Here is a 13,497-nt window from a genome sequence, read left to right as displayed (position 1 = left end):
CGGTGCCCGGAGCGCGTGACAACAGGACCTACCGGGACCGCAAGGGCGGGGTGGGGAGTGGCTTGCCGTCGAGTGCCACGAGGGACAGGAGGGTGATCGAACCCGTCCAGGCCAGCGGTGCGACCGACGAGGGCCTGCCCTCTCGGTTCACCTTCTCGGGCAGCTCCCCGAGCGAGTTCCGCTTGGAGAGGACCCAGTCCAGGACCTGCCTCGCCTTCGCCGTCTTGCCCGTCCCGGCCCATGCGAGGGCGAAGAACGAGGTACTGGGCGTCCAGGCGTTCCCGCCCCAGGGCGCCGTCGGATCGTTGCCGGGCGTGAGACCCCCGTTGGGCAGGAGCAGCGCCTTGTGCGTGGTGTCGAGTGCCCGGGGCAGGTCGGCGGGCGCCGCGTTGAAGGGCGGCGCCATGAACGCCACCGCGCTGTCGTGTCCGTGCTGCCCGTCGACGGTGCGCTGGTAGCCGAGGGGAGCGAACCTCTTGGATATCCCGGCCGAGAGCCGCCCGGCGGCAGAGCTCCAGCGTGCCGCATCGTCCGGCCGGTTCACCGCCCGGGCGAGGTCCGCGGAGGCGTTGAGCCCGGCGAGCAGGGGCGCGGCCGTACCGATGTTCGGCGTGGTCGTCATCAGCTCCCAGTAGTCCGGGGAGGCCGGGGGAAGCCCGTCCGCACCCAGGCAGGCCGCCGCGTGGTCGGCCGCCTTGCGGACCATCGGGTAGAGGGCGGCCAGCCGGGCGTGCCGGGTGGTGCGGGGCGCCGTCTGGTACCACTGCCAAGTGGCCCAGGGGACCCAGCCGTTGGCGTCGAGCTGCCACCGCCTGCCGTCCGGCGGTCCGGAGCCGTCGAGTTTCGTCCGCGCTTCCCAGGTGCCGTCCTTCCGCTGGGTCGCGGCGCTGTAGCGGAGGATCCGGTAGGCCTCGGCGTCATGGCCGGTGTGCGCGAACGCGGCGGAGGCGAAGCTGGAGTCACGCGGCCAGGAGTACATCCAGCCCGGCGTCCACGCCGCCGCCATGGCACCGTTCGGCCGGAGCAGCGCACGCATGGTCAGCAGGGCGCGCTCGGCCGCCGCGCGCTGCGCGGGCGAGCTGCCCGGGACCCGGCCGGCCGCCAGCCAGGCGCGGCTCTGCGCGATCTGCTGCCGGGCCGTCGGATCGTCGAGGGCCACCACGGCCGACGCCGTCCTGCCGACGGGGAGGTACTTCCACCGGCCGGACGGCAACCGCAGTACGTTGCTCCGCTCGACGTACCGTGCGCCCTGCGCGACGGCCCGTGTGATGCCCTCGGTGGCGGTCGTGTTGGAGAGGAGCCCGGCGGTGGGGGCGGTGAGCACCGACAGGGGCGCGTAGCTGCCCTCGGCATCGCCACGGCTGTGGTGTCCCGGCGGCCTGACCAGGAACACGGGCCGTTCTTCGCCGGTGTGCCGGCCGGCAGGGGCTCCTGCCACGCACACGGGAAGGGCGACGCTCGCGAGGGACGCCGTGACGACCGCCCAGCGAACGAGCCGGACAGCAGGCATCGCCACTCCCTCCGTCGGGATTCCCGCAGTTTCCGCGCGTCTCCGTGTATTTCCGTGCGCGCGGAACTCCGGAATTCCCATCGTGGCCGACCTGTACGGAGCCCGCCACGACATGCCCGCCGCTCGGGTGACCGCCGGGCCTCGGCACACCCGGCGTCATCGCATGGCGTAACAGCCGTGGCAGGGACGGAGGCCCACCGCAAAGGATGGGTGAATGAGCACTGCTCCGTTGCTGTCCGAGGGCGAGGGCCGTCGAACGCATTCCTCCGGAGCGGACGGCCGGGGGAGAGGCCGTCGCCCGTTCGTCCGCAGGCTCCTGCTGGGCGCGGCCGGGACCCTCGTGGCGGCGGCCGGGGCCCTGGTCGCCATCGGGTGCTTTCTCGGGCTCTACGTACGGCCCACGTCGGACGACTGGTGCGCCGCGTGGAAATCCCGTGATCTGGGAGTCCTCGGCATCACGTCCGACTTCTACACGACCCAGAACGGGCGGATCGCCAATGCCTTCCTGAGCGGCGTCATCTACGGCGACGGGCTCGGCGGAGTCAAGATCCTGCCGACCGTCATCGCCGTCACGTTCACGGTCGGTCTGGTTCTGCTCGGGTGCCAGTTCGTCCGGTTTCTCGGCGGAAAACCGCAGATATTGCCCCTGTTCGCGTGCTCCTTGGCGATCCAGGCGCTGCTCTACTACGCCGGAACGCGCAGTTATCAAGTATTGCTGTGGGCTCCTGCCACCCTTTCCCACACCATTCCCAGCGTCATCGGGGTGTGGGCGCTCCTGCTCGGCATCTGGACCGTTCGCCAACCCCGTGCCGCCGTACGTGCAGGCGGCTTCGCCGCTGCATTCCTCATCGCGTTCGGACTCGGCACCCTGAGCGAACCGTTCGCCCTCGTCAGCGGTCTGCTCGCGGCCGGAGTCGGCCTGCTGGCGGTGCCCCGCCTCAAACTGGCCCGGACCTGGCACCCGTTCACCTGGTGTGCGCTCTGGTGCTCCGGACTGGTCTGCGGTCTGATCGTGCTCTACACCTCCCCCGGCGCCCGGTGGCGCCGTGCGCAGCAGCCGGACCGGGAGTCCGTGCTCTCCGCGGGCGAACTCAGGGGCACCTTCCAGGACTGGCTGCACATGTGGGACTCCGTCACGGGCCAGTGGGCCTACCTAGGCGCCGCCGCCGTCGGCGTCCTCCTCGGCTGGGGAGCAGGCCTCCGGGCGCCTGCACGCGGGCCGCGGGAGTGGAAATGGCACCAGTCCACGCCGCGGAAGATGCAGATCGCCGTGTTGCTGCTCCCCGTGCCGGTGGTGGTGCTGGGGTCGTTCGCCGTGGTGCTGGGCCTGCGCAGCGGCTACGGTCCGAGCGGGTGGACGTACGCCCGCACCTGGACGAACTTCCTCGTGCCGATGGAACTCGCGCTGTGCGTCTACGGAGCCCTGCTGGGGGAGTGGGCCGGCCGGTTCCTGGCCCGCCGACGCGCCTCCACCCCGGTCGTGTCGGCCGGCATCGTGGCCGCGGGCGGCCTGGCGCTGGCCGCGCTGGCCGTGCTCGTCCCGGGCGTCCAACAGCTCACCACGGCCACGGTCACCCGTGCCGCGGCCTGGGACGCCCAGAACTCCCGCATCCGGACCGAGGCCGCGCAGGGCGCCACCGATGTCGGATACCGGCCCCTGTACATCGGGAGTCTGGCCGAGCCCTTCTTCACGTCCGTCCCCAGGCGGGACTGGGTCGCCGCCTGTGTCTCGAAGTGGTACGGCATCGACCGGATCCACCGCCTCTGAGCGGGTGTTCAGCGGAGGCCGGACGGGCAGTGCTCCGGTTCCGGATCAGCCGGCAACCGCCCCGGGGTACCCGTTGGAGTGATCATCGGGGTGTCCACGTGTCAGGGCACGGCACGGTCGCCAAGGATGCGGGCATGCCTCTTTCCCTCTCCCTCTCCCGCCGCGCCCTCCTGCCGTTCGTGGCCGCCGTCGCGCTGCTGGCCACCGCCTCCGCGTCGGTGGCCGGCGCGGCCGAAGCGTGCGGTTCGATCATCACCGCGCCGCTCGCCCGCCCCGTCCCCGCCGACGATCCGTGCCCCAGCACCGACCCCGTCGTGTGCCGCATCCGCGTCCTGCCGATGGACGAGAAGGTCGAGGCCCAGCGGACCCGGATGAGCTACCACGGGCTCCTCGAGGACATGCACCGTACGGAGGCCGACATGCGCGCGGCCGGGGCCACCGACGAGGAGATCGCCCGGGAGCTGGTCGACATGCGCAACCAGGCCAAGGCGATCACCCGGGCCGGCATGACCCCGGAGGAGGTCCGGATCCTGGAGGAGCGGAACATCGCCAAGTACGGCAACCCGCTCGGCCCCACCGCGGACCAGCTCTACGTCAAGTACGGCTCCTGGCAGCAGGTCATCGACGCCTCGATGCGGACGAGTTACGCCGTCGACCGCGAACTCAGCCTCGAGTACCGGCCCTGCCCGGTCTAAGCGGTGTCCGCCAGGCCGAGCAGGCCGGCCGCATTGGTGTCGAGGATCATCGCGGCCTCCTCCCGGGTGAGCCCGGCGTCGGAGATGTAGTCCACGGCCCGCAGGAAGACCTCCCCGTCCTCGTACGGAAAGTCCGTGCCGAGGACGAGGCGGTCCGCCCCGAAGGTCGCCGCCGCTGCGGCCAGCGCCGGTGCGTGCACGTGGCTGACCGTGTCGTACCAGAGGCGGCCGACGGCCACCGAGGGGAGTTCGGGCGTCCCCGGGGATTCGAACGCCAGATGGTCGTCGAGCCGGCGGGGCAGCAGTGGCAGGGCCCCACCCAGGTGTGAGGCCAGGATCCGCATTCCCGGATGGCGTGCGGGAATGCCCGCGAGGATCAGGTGCATGAGCGCCACCGTGTCCTCGACCGGCGCTCCGACCATCCAGGTCATGCCGTGCTCGGTGATCAGCGGGCTGCCGGCTCCCTCGCCGGCCGGGTGGATGCACAGGACGGCGCCGCGCCGGTCGAGCTCCTCGTAGACGGGGCGGAAGAGCGCGTCGTCGAGGGTGCGGCCGAGCACGGTCGTGGTCACGCCGGCCCCGACCGCGCCGAGCTCGTCGAAGGCGCGGGCGATCTCGCGCAGCGCCGCGTCGACGTGGGGGAGGGGCAGCGCGGCGAAGAACCGGAAGCGCCCGGGGTGGCGGGCCACGAGGTCCGCATACGACTCGTTCGCCGTACGGGCGACCGCCACGGCGTCGGACTCCCCCGCCAGGTGCGGGGACTGCGGTGCCACGGAGAGCACCTGGAGGTCGATGCCCGCCCGGTCCATCAGCGCGAAACGGCGGTCCAGATCGGCCTCGGTGGCGTCGGCGCCGATCCCGCGCTGCGTACCCGTGTCAGCCTTTCCCAGCCGCTCGAGGCGGTCGAGGTACTCCGCGGTCCACAGGTGGGCGTGCACGTCGATACGCAGAGGGCTCACCCTTCGATGGAACGCCTCCCGCACGGCACGGGCCAGTCGGGCGCCGGGCCGGGGCGCGGCGGCCCGTCAGCGCCGGCGTGCGGGGCCGGGTGCTGACGGGCGCCGGGGTGGTCAGCTCGGTTGCGGGGCCTCCGTGGTCTGGGCCTGGGGCGGCCGGGCCGGCTGGCCCGGGCCGCCCTGGGGGGCGACGAAGTCCTTGCTGCGGATGAGGGCGAAGGCCAGGACGCCGCCCACCAGCGCCACGATGCCGCTGACGACCAGCAGGTCGTTCATCGACGTCGCGAATCCGGCCTGGACCGCCTGCTCCACCTGTCCCCGCAACTCCGCAGGGGCCGAGGCGATCGCCTGCCCGGGAGAGCCCATGCGGATGGAGTCCGCGATCTGGTCGCTCTGCCCCTGCAGTGCGGGGACACTCGAGAGCCGCTCCCGCAGGGCGTCGTGCAGCGAGGAGGTGAACAGCGAGCCGTACACGGCGATGCCGACGGCGATGCCCACCTGCCGGAAGGTCTGGTTCACGCCGGAGGCCATTCCGGCACGCCACACCGGGACGACACCGATCGCGGTCGAGGCCAGCGGCGGGTTGACCATGCCGGCCCCGATGCCCGTGACGATGAACCCCGGGATGAGGTGGGTCCAGTCGGAGTCGGCGGACACGCCCGTCATGAGCAGGAGGCCGATCCCTACGATGACCAGGCCGGGGCCGATCAGCCACCGGGTCGGGACCTTGCTCATGAGGCGGCCTGCCGCCATGGCGGCGACGAGCGTGCAGCCGGAGCTGACCAGGAGCCGGGCGCCGGTGCCCATCGCGCTGTATCCGAGGTCGTTCTGCAGGTACAGCACGAGGTAGATGAACATTGCGAACAGCGAGGCGTTCATCGCGAAGGCGGCGATCGAGCCGCCGAGGAAGGTCGGGGTGCGCAGCAGCTTCAGGTCGAACATCGGGTCGGACACGCGCGACTCGATCACCGCGAACGCCACGAGGAACACCGCGGCCAGGCCGAAGCAGATCAGCACGCCCTGCTCGCCCCATGCCGTGTCGCTCGCCCTGATCAGGGCGTAGACCAGACTGAACAGGCCTGCCGTGAGCGGTACGATGCCCAGCCAGTCGATCTTGGAGGCGCGCGGCGGACGGGACTCGTCCACCAGGCGGAGCGTGATGAAGATCGCGGCGATGCCGATCGGCAGGTTCACCAGGAAGATGCCGCGCCAGCTGATCCCGCTGGTGATCACACCGCCGAGCACCGGGCCGAGCGCGGTGGCGACACCCGCGACGGCACCCCAGATGCCGAAGGCCGAGCCCCGCTCCCTGCCCTGGAACGTGCCGGCGAGCAGCGCCAGGGAGGTGGCGAAAAGGATCGCGCCACCGATTCCCTGCACCGCGCGGGACAGGATCAGCATCAGCTGGTCCTGCGCAATGCCGCACAGCAGAGATCCCGCGGTGAAGACCGCCAGTCCGATGACGAACAGGCGCCGCCTGCCGTACAGGTCGGCAAGGGAGCCCGAGGTGAGCAGGAGCGCTGCCAGGCTTAACGCATAGGCATCCGTCGTCCATTGCAGGCCGCTGAAGCTCGCGTCCAGCGAGTGCTGGATGTCAGGGAGCGCGACCGCGACGATCGTGACGTCCAGCAGCAGCATGAACGTGGCGGCGCACACCACCAGCAGCGTCCACCATTGGCGTTTCATTGTTCGGAGCCCTCCTCGGTTTGTAACTCTTGTTCGATCAGCTCTAGTTGAACGAGCGCACGGATGCTAGCATCCTAGTATGCGTGCAGAAGTAAAGCAGTTCAACGTCTACTTGCCGGTGGAACTCATCCGGCAGATCAAGCACCATGCAATCGAGAACGAGTCGTCGCTCTCGGCCCTGGTCGCCGAGGCGTTGCGCACGTATCTCGCCGTCCACGAGCAGGAACCGCGGAAAGGAAAGCAGGCATGAGCACCGAAGGTGTCGAAGGCGTGTACCTCGAGACCCATAACTGGGGCAAGGCGGCCAAGTTCTTCCAGTCGCTGGGCTACAACGTCGAGTTCGCGACCGAGGAAGGCTCGGGGATGCTCCGCAACGGGGACGGCCCCTACCTGCTGCTCGCCGAGATCCCCGAGGACCAGAAGCCCGACTTCCAGGTCGTTCTGCGGGTGGGGGACGCCGGCGAGTTCGCGGTCGACCCGTCCGTCGAGGTGGTCACGCCGTTCGAGGAGACCCACTACGGAACGCAGGAAATGAAGGTGCGCGACCCCGACGGTCGCGTCTGGAGCCTCCAGGCGCCGCTCAAGAAGTAGGTGCGGGGCAGCTGTCCTCATGTGTGACATGGTCCGCCTCTTCGGCGCAGCTGCCGACGAAGAGGCGGACTGTTCGTCAACTCGGGGGCGGGTGGGCCCGTTGACCTGACAGACCCGCGCCATTTTTCCCCGTACGGCTCCGCACCGGCTTCCATGCTGCACTCCGTCGGCCACACCACCACTCGGCACACTCGGCTGTTCGAATTCCGGGCCGACGCGGGCAGGCCACGTTACGGAGATTGCGGATGTCTGAGCAGAAGAACACGGCGGAATTGCTGGTCATCGGTACCGGGGTGATCGCGATGTCCGTTGCCTACCACTGCGCGGAAGCAGGCGTTGACGTCGTCGTACTGGGACGGGATCAGTCCGGTGCCACCGCGACACAGACCGCCGGCGCATTTCGCACCTATTTTCCCGGGCGCGTGTACGACTCCGAACTGGTCGCGCGCAGCCTGGCCGATTTCCGCTCGTTCGGCGCCGCCACGGGCGCCGATCTCGAGGTGACGGAGACCGGGATGCTCGTGGTGGCGGCCACCGAGGACGAGGCGGCCGAGCTGCTGGCGGAGGTGCCCGACCAGCGCGCGGCCGGCGTGCAGCTGGAGCTGCTGACCGCGGTGCAGGCCGTCGAGCGTAATCCCTGGCTGGACCCGGCCGGTGTCGAAGCGGCGGTCTGGTGTCCGCAGATGATCCGCCTCAGGGCGGACGAGGTGCTCCGGGGCTATACCGAAGGTGCGCAGAAGCACGGCGCGCGGCTGGTCACCGGCGCCACCGTGACCGGGCTGGACGCGTCCACCGGCCACGTCGCCACCACGGCGGGCGATTTCACCGCGCAGGCGATCGTCCTCGCGGACGAGCACGGCAGCGGTGACATCGCCGGGCTGGCCGGCCTCGAGCTCCCGGTGTGGGGCCAGTTCGCCGAGCTGTTCCACACCGACCCGGTCGGCGACGGCGACATCGCATCGCCGTTCACCTTCCACCCCGCGGCCGGACTGAAGACGATGGGGATGGGGCCGTCCTTCCTGGTGGGCCTCGAGCGCTTCTCCCGGCAGCCGGGCATGCGGGACATCTGGCACGAGGCGGCCATGGACGAGGTGGCGCAGCGGTACCCGCGCCTGCGGGACGTCACGCTGCACAGCGCATGGACCGGAACCCTCGACGTCACGCCCTCCAGGAGCGCCCTCATCGGCAGGGCGGGCGGCCGGCACGAACGGATCCTCTTCGCCACCGGCTTCACCGGCCACGAACTCGGCCAGGCACCCGCCACCGGCAAGATCATTCGGGACCTGCACCTCGGCCGGCACCCCGGCGTCGACATCACGCCGTTCTCGCTCGCCCGCAACGGGGCGTAACCCGCCCGGACTTCACCCCCCGTGCCGTTGCCGGCCCGGGCTCTCCTCACATGGCCGCCGCACTGTCCACAGTGCGGCGGCCATGTGTTTTTCACGCGAATCCGCGAATTCTGCATTTCTGGAATCGGAATTCCAAATTCCCGAGAATCGAGGGTCGTGCGAAGTGACAGGGAATCGGCGATGTGACAGAAAAGCGACCCCTGTCGGCCGATCGAATGTCGCCATTCGTATATTCGATTTGCGACGGCAGTGTGGCCGTCACTCGTATTCCAACCCGATTAGAGGTAGGAGCACAATGCGGCAAATCGAGATCTCCTGGGAGCCGATCGGCGCCAAGGTTCGCGTCACCCTCCTCGAGGGACGCAATGCAGAACTTGTGGAGCCGTTGTGGGCGGCATTGCCGTACACGACCCTTCAGGGGCATGCGCTCGTGGCCGGCGACTGCATGTACCACGTACCGCCGGCGCACGACTTGCTGCACGCGGTTCCGGATTACAAGGTGAATCGCAAGATCCAGCCCAATGGCACGGTGTTCCTTTCCCCCGTGCAGCACCTGACCATCAAGTACGGCGAGCTCACCGAGCCGATGCCGACCTCGCCGATCGGCCACGTCGTGCCGGAGGACGTCGACCTGCTGCCGAAGATCGGTCAGCTGGTCTGGGAATCCGTCCACGGCAACGGTGTGCCCGTGATCGCCCACGTGCGGCGGGTGGACGGGCCGGCCGGCCAGGGCGTGCAGCGGCTCGCTGCCGAGTCCGAGCTGGTCCGCGAGCTGATCGAGAAGATCGCCGCGGAGACCGAGCGGGTGCTGGTCGACCCGACCGACGAACTGGTGGACATCCACGAGGGCAAGTCCCGGGGCACCTCCGGTGCCGGGACGAAGAACTCGGTCCTGACCACCCTCGTCGCCGTGAACGGCGAGACGCGGCCGCTGGGATACGTGAACTACACCACCCTGGTGCGGGCCGGCCGGAAGATCGACATGCCGTTCCCGTCGCTGATCGAGCTGGCCAAGATCCTGCTGGTGAAGCCCACCGAGTTCCTGGGCTACTGCGGAATGAACACCCTCTGGGACATCACCAAGGAGGTGGTCGCCGCACTCGACGTCATCACCACCCGGGAAGAATTCGTCGCTCTGATGGCGCAGATGGCGACGTACGTCAATGCCCTCGGTGCGTGGAATCTGCAGCTGTTCCCGTGGGACCTCACGGGAGACGACTGGACCTACCGTCCGAACGTTGCGAGGAGCACGAATGTCTGATCAGAAGAATACGGCGGAAATGCTGGTCATCGGCGGAGGGGTGATCGGCACTTCCATCGCCTACCACGCGGCCAAGGCGGGCATTGACGTCGTCCTCGTGGAAAAGAACCAGTTCGGTGCCGCGACCACGTCGCAGACCGCGCGCGCATTCCGTACCTATTTCCCCCGCAAGCCGCACGACTCCGAGATGGCGACGCGCAGCCTCGCCGAGTACAAGCAGTTCTCCGCGGCCATGGGCGTCGACGTCGGGCTGCAGAACCTCGGGCTGCTGACGGTGCTGACCAGCCCGCAGCAGGCGGCCGAGCTCGAGGCGGACCTGGCGGACCACCGCGAGGCCGGAGCGTCGGTGGAAATGCTCACCGCCGCCCAGGCGGTCGAGCTCAACCCCTGGCTGGACCCCGACACCATCGAGGCGGCGGTCTGGAACCCGGACACGTACCGCATCAAGCCGGAACTGATCGTCCAGGGGTACGCCGAGGGCGCCAGGCAGCACGGCGCTCGGCTGTTCTCCAACGTCGCCGTCACCGGCCTGGACGGCGACAGCGGCGTGGTCAACACGACGGCGGGCGACTTCACCGCGGACGCGATCGTCATCGCGGCCGGACCGTGGAGCGGCGACGTCGCCAAGCTGACCGGCCTGGACCTGCCGGTGTGGGGGCAGTTCGCCGAGCTGCTGCACACCGACGCGATCCGCACCGACCGCGACGTGCACAACTCCCCGTTCACCTTCCACCCCGTGTCCGGGCTGAAGACGATGGGAATGGGCAAGGCCTTCCTCGTCGGCCTGGAGCGCATCTCCAAGCAGGACGGGCTGCGGGACATCTGGTACCAGGCGGCCGTCGACGAGCTGCCGAAGTGGTACCCGCAGCTGGAGGGCGTCAAGCTCTACAGCGCATGGACCGGAAGCCTGGACGTCACACCGACGAAGTCGGCCATCATCGGCAAGGGCACCGGTCGGCACGAGCGGATCTTCTACGCCGCCGGCTTCACGGGCCACGGACTGGCGCAGGCGCCCCTCGCCGGCCAGATCATCCGCGACCTCTACCAGGGCCACCAGCCGAGCGTCGACCTCACCCCGTACTCGCTGGGCATCAACCTGGCCCGGCTCGAGGCCTTCTGACCAGGTCAGTCTCGCGGCGGGCGGCGCCCCCACGGCCCGCCCGCCGCATTCCCGAGAGGTGTAGACGATGCCGCCGGTAGACACATCGACCGCACAATGGCTCGGCGAGGCGCCGACGCCACTGAACCCCGACACCGCTTTCAACGGTTTCATCTGCGCGCACGTGCTGCACGCACTGGAGCGCCTTGGGCTGTTCCGCACACTGCAGGACGACGGCTCCGCCGACGTGGCCCCGTTCTGCCGGGAGAACGGCCTGGACGAGGCCGTCTTCCGCTCCCTGATCCGCGCCGCGGAGTCCTTCGGGTACCTGGAGGCGCACGGCGACCGAGTCCGGGCGACCCGGACCGGTGACGAGGCCCGCCAGAAGCTGGGCTTCTTCACCTGGGGCGTCGGCGGATACCACGACGTCTTCGCGAACGCCGCCTCCGTCGCCCGCGGGGAGCGCCGCTTCGGCGTCGACCTCCACCGCGACGAGGGGATGGTGGCCCTCGGCTCGGCGCAGGCGGACTCCGCGCTCATGCGGCACATCCTGGACGAGGAGATCTCCAGGCTCGACTTCACGACGCTCGTCGACCTCGGCGCCGGCGTCAGCGAGCGGGTCTCCCGGCTGGTCAAGGCCCGCCCCGGAAGCCGCGGACTCGGTATCGACATCAGCAAGTCCGCCACCGAGCTCGGCGCGGACACCGTCGACCGGTACGGCCTCAAGGGCACCGTCGAGCCCGTGTGCGCGGACGTACTCGACATCCTGTTCAACGGGCAGCGGATCGACGGCGCCGACGAAGCCGACGTCGTGATGAGCTTCATGTTCCTGCACGACCTGCTCGTCGACCCGACCCGCCGCGACGAGGTGATTCCCCGGCTGCGTGCGGCCTTCCCCAAGGCCAACACGTTCCTGCTCGGCGACACCACGGTGCGCCCGCGCGGCGGCGAGAGCACCCTGCCGGTGTTCTCCAGCGGATTCGAACTGGCCCACGCCCTGATGGGTGTCCCCATCTACACGCGTGAGCAGTACGAGGAACTCTTCGACAAGGGAGGCATGCATCTCCGACGCGCGGTGCCCTTCGGCGCGCCGCACACCTATCTCTTCGTGCTGGAGGCAGCGTGAGCCGCACGGCCACTCCCGAAATCGTCTCCGACCTTCCCATCCCGCTCGCGGTGGCGGGGCACCACCAGCCCGCGCCCTTCTACCTCACGGCGGACATGTTCGGTGGCATGCCGGTGCAGATCGCGGGCGGTGAGCTCAGCACGCTCGTGGACAAGCCGGTGGCCGCACCGCACACCCACGAGGTCGACGAGATCTACTTCCTGGTCTCGCCGCTCCCCGGCCAGGCGCGCATCGAGGTCCATCTCGACGGGGTCCTGCACGAACTGACCTCGCCGGCAGTGATGCGCATCCCGGCGGGCAGCGAGCACTGCTTCGTCACCAAGGAAGCGGCGGTGGGGAGTTACTGCTTCGGAATCCTGTTGGGATCCCAGCTGTGAGTGCGCCCGCCCGTCCGGAGCCGAAGGTCTACAACACCAGCGTGCCGGATGCGGACACGATGGTGCGGTTGCACCTGAGCGAGAGCCCCTACGGGGCGAGCCCGGCGGCCGTCACCGCGGCTGCCGGAGCACTGGACCGGGTCAACCGCTATCCCGCGCCGCAGCGGGAGGGCCTCGTCAAGGCCCTCGCCCAGCACTGGGGCGTGGCCGAGGACCAGATCGCCGTGGCCAACGGCAGCGACGAGCTGGTGCTGGCGACCGCGTTGACGCTCGGTGACCTCTCGCGGCCCGGTCTGGTCGCCGCCGGTACGTTCCCCGGCTACCCGGAATCCCTGGAACGCATCGGACGCGGGGTCGTAGCCCTCCCCCTGAGGGACGGCGGCCTCGACGTCAAGGAGTTCGCGAACGCACTGCCGGAGCACGGCATCGGATACGTGTGCAATCCGCACAACCCGTCCGGCACCGCACTTCCGGAGGAGGCGTACGCCACTCTCATCGACGCGGCGCAGGCCGGCGGGGTGCCGCTGGTCTTCGACGAGGCGTATCAGGAGTTCAGCGACCCGGGCCTGCCGCAGACCAGGGACTTCCTCGACCGGGACGCCCCGGTGGTGGCGCTGCGCACCTTCTCCAAGGCGTACGGGCTGGCGGCCCTGCGGATCGGCTATGCCGTCGGCCGAGCCGATCTCATCGCCGAAGTCCGCCGGACCCTGAACGTCCTTCCGTTCAGCGTCAACCGGGTCGCACAGGCGGGAGCACTGGCCGCACTCGCCGACCAGCAGTTCCTCGGCGAGATCCGCGAGGGCACCGCGCAGCGGCGTGCGTGGTTCACCGCGGCGCTGGAGCGGCGCGGGTACCGGTACGTCCCGTCGGTGACGAACTTCGTCGCCGTCCAGGTCGACGCCTCCCGGGAGGCGCAGGACGCCCTCGCCAAGGACTACGGGATTCTCGTGCGGGACACCGGCCTGTTCGGTTTTCCCGGCCACCTGCGCGTATCGCTCGGCACCGAGGACGAGTTGCGCAGCTTCCTCGACGCACTCGACCAGCTCACCGCACGCAAGTAATCGAAGATCACGGAGGTC

13 protein-coding genes are annotated in these 13,497 nt (G+C 69.7%); 10 read left to right on the top strand and 3 right to left on the bottom strand.

The features are described from left to right. Nucleotides 1-28: 28 nt before the first annotated feature. Entirely contained in the window at nt 29-1,510 is a 1,482-nt protein-coding gene (locus AB0M76_RS33950; protein WP_365956601.1) for a hypothetical protein, read from the bottom strand. A gap of 214 nt (nt 1,511-1,724) precedes the next feature. On the opposite strand from AB0M76_RS33950, the gene AB0M76_RS33945 reads away from it, so the two are divergent. Together AB0M76_RS33945 and AB0M76_RS33940 are read left to right on the top strand one after the other, a co-directional pair. Further along, nucleotides 1,725-3,278, top strand: a complete 1,554-nt coding sequence (locus AB0M76_RS33945) for a hypothetical protein (RefSeq protein WP_365956600.1) — start codon at nt 1,725-1,727, stop codon at nt 3,276-3,278. A gap of 134 nt (nt 3,279-3,412) precedes the next feature. Next, nucleotides 3,413-3,973: a hypothetical protein gene (locus AB0M76_RS33940; RefSeq protein ID WP_365956598.1), complete on the top strand. Its 561-nt coding sequence runs from the start codon at nt 3,413-3,415 to the stop codon at nt 3,971-3,973. Here AB0M76_RS33940 and AB0M76_RS33935 read toward each other — a convergent pair. Both AB0M76_RS33935 and AB0M76_RS33930 read right to left on the bottom strand, forming a co-directional pair. Continuing rightward, on the bottom strand, nt 3,970-4,932 hold the full coding sequence (locus AB0M76_RS33935) for an amidohydrolase family protein (protein WP_365956597.1): 963 nt from the start codon (nt 4,930-4,932) through the stop codon (nt 3,970-3,972). The two genes, AB0M76_RS33940 and AB0M76_RS33935, sit on opposite strands and share 4 nt — an antisense overlap. Before the next feature lie 111 nt (nt 4,933-5,043). Further along, complete coding sequence (locus AB0M76_RS33930; RefSeq protein ID WP_365956596.1) at nt 5,044-6,615, bottom strand: MFS transporter; 1,572 nt, start codon at nt 6,613-6,615, stop codon at nt 5,044-5,046. Nucleotides 6,616-6,694: 79 nt separating this feature from the next. Between AB0M76_RS33930 and AB0M76_RS33925 the strand changes: the two genes are divergently transcribed. The 8 genes from AB0M76_RS33925 (at nt 6,695) to AB0M76_RS33890 (ending at nt 13,479) form a co-directional block, all read left to right on the top strand. Then, nucleotides 6,695-6,865 carry a CopG family transcriptional regulator gene (locus AB0M76_RS33925; protein WP_030301855.1) on the top strand — a complete coding sequence of 57 codons (171 nt, stop codon included), beginning with the start codon at nt 6,695-6,697 and terminating at the stop codon, nt 6,863-6,865. Continuing rightward, entirely contained in the window at nt 6,862-7,206 is a 345-nt protein-coding gene (locus tag AB0M76_RS33920) for a glyoxalase/bleomycin resistance/extradiol dioxygenase family protein (RefSeq protein WP_053788046.1), read from the top strand. Before AB0M76_RS33925 ends, AB0M76_RS33920 begins: the two co-directional genes overlap by 4 nt. 245 nt (nt 7,207-7,451) lie before the next feature. Continuing rightward, the gene (locus AB0M76_RS33915) at nt 7,452-8,555 is read left to right on the top strand and encodes an FAD-binding oxidoreductase (RefSeq protein WP_365956595.1); all 1,104 of its coding nucleotides are present in this window, start codon (nt 7,452-7,454) and stop codon (nt 8,553-8,555) included. A gap of 295 nt (nt 8,556-8,850) precedes the next feature. Beyond that, nucleotides 8,851-9,816, top strand: a complete 966-nt coding sequence (locus AB0M76_RS33910) for a hypothetical protein (protein WP_365956594.1) — start codon at nt 8,851-8,853, stop codon at nt 9,814-9,816. After that, complete coding sequence (locus AB0M76_RS33905; protein WP_365956593.1) at nt 9,809-10,936, top strand: FAD-binding oxidoreductase; 1,128 nt, start codon at nt 9,809-9,811, stop codon at nt 10,934-10,936. Before AB0M76_RS33910 ends, AB0M76_RS33905 begins: the two co-directional genes overlap by 8 nt. A 67-nt stretch (nt 10,937-11,003) precedes the next feature. Next, nucleotides 11,004-12,041 (top strand): class I SAM-dependent methyltransferase, encoded by a 1,038-nt coding sequence (locus tag AB0M76_RS33900; protein ID WP_365956592.1) that lies wholly within the window; start codon nt 11,004-11,006, stop codon nt 12,039-12,041. After that, nucleotides 12,038-12,418, top strand: a complete 381-nt coding sequence (locus AB0M76_RS33895; protein ID WP_266661278.1) for a cupin domain-containing protein — start codon at nt 12,038-12,040, stop codon at nt 12,416-12,418. Before AB0M76_RS33900 ends, AB0M76_RS33895 begins: the two co-directional genes overlap by 4 nt. Beyond that, nucleotides 12,415-13,479 (top strand): histidinol-phosphate transaminase, encoded by a 1,065-nt coding sequence (locus AB0M76_RS33890; RefSeq protein ID WP_365956591.1) that lies wholly within the window; start codon nt 12,415-12,417, stop codon nt 13,477-13,479. Before AB0M76_RS33895 ends, AB0M76_RS33890 begins: the two co-directional genes overlap by 4 nt. Nucleotides 13,480-13,497 lie beyond the last annotated feature (18 nt).

This window comes from Streptomyces sp. NPDC051364 (assembly GCF_040682115.1).
Taxonomy (GTDB): Bacteria; Actinomycetota; Actinomycetes; order Streptomycetales; family Streptomycetaceae; genus Streptomyces.
This window is presented reverse-complemented; position numbering and strand designations above follow the sequence as displayed.

Coding starts and splice junctions, on each gene's coding strand:
- AB0M76_RS33950 (WP_365956601.1), bottom strand. CDS start 1,510: ATGCCTGCTGTCCGGCTCGTTCGCTGGGCGGTCGTCACGGCGTCCCTC.
- AB0M76_RS33945 (WP_365956600.1), top strand. CDS start 1,725: ATGAGCACTGCTCCGTTGCTGTCCGAGGGCGAGGGCCGTCGAACGCAT.
- AB0M76_RS33940 (WP_365956598.1), top strand. CDS start 3,413: ATGCCTCTTTCCCTCTCCCTCTCCCGCCGCGCCCTCCTGCCGTTCGTG.
- AB0M76_RS33930 (WP_365956596.1), bottom strand. CDS start 6,615: ATGAAACGCCAATGGTGGACGCTGCTGGTGGTGTGCGCCGCCACGTTC.
- AB0M76_RS33925 (WP_030301855.1), top strand. CDS start 6,695: ATGCGTGCAGAAGTAAAGCAGTTCAACGTCTACTTGCCGGTGGAACTC.
- AB0M76_RS33920 (WP_053788046.1), top strand. CDS start 6,862: ATGAGCACCGAAGGTGTCGAAGGCGTGTACCTCGAGACCCATAACTGG.
- AB0M76_RS33915 (WP_365956595.1), top strand. CDS start 7,452: ATGTCTGAGCAGAAGAACACGGCGGAATTGCTGGTCATCGGTACCGGG.
- AB0M76_RS33910 (WP_365956594.1), top strand. CDS start 8,851: ATGCGGCAAATCGAGATCTCCTGGGAGCCGATCGGCGCCAAGGTTCGC.
- AB0M76_RS33905 (WP_365956593.1), top strand. CDS start 9,809: ATGTCTGATCAGAAGAATACGGCGGAAATGCTGGTCATCGGCGGAGGG.
- AB0M76_RS33900 (WP_365956592.1), top strand. CDS start 11,004: ATGCCGCCGGTAGACACATCGACCGCACAATGGCTCGGCGAGGCGCCG.